Source organism: Larkinella sp. C7 (assembly GCF_006149005.1).
Lineage (GTDB): Bacteria > Bacteroidota > Bacteroidia > Cytophagales > Spirosomataceae > Larkinella.
In genome coordinates, this window is record NZ_VBSL01000109.1 from 1 (window position 1) to 212 (window position 212).

The following is a 212-nucleotide window of genomic DNA, read 5'->3' on the forward strand; positions in this document are numbered from 1 at the left end:
AGTAATGGAATTTTCAATAGAAATTTGTCCATTAGACCCTGTCAGGGTAATACCTGTAGAATGAACATCAATTTTAAGGCTAGAGAGAATTGGAATAGCGTTCTTACTACTGATAGCTCTTTTGGTGGTATTCAATGCCTGAAGAAAGAAGGCTTTATTTATCGAAAAGTTAATCATGAGGACTCCTTTATAGTATTAAGTATAAGTTTAGT

At 33.0% G+C, this 212-nt stretch carries 1 pseudogene; it reads right to left on the reverse strand.

The window, feature by feature from the left end:
• A pseudogene (locus FH871_RS34600) lies at positions 1-177 on the reverse strand (hypothetical protein); the annotation flags it as partial.
• Positions 178-212: the final 35 nt, after the last annotated feature.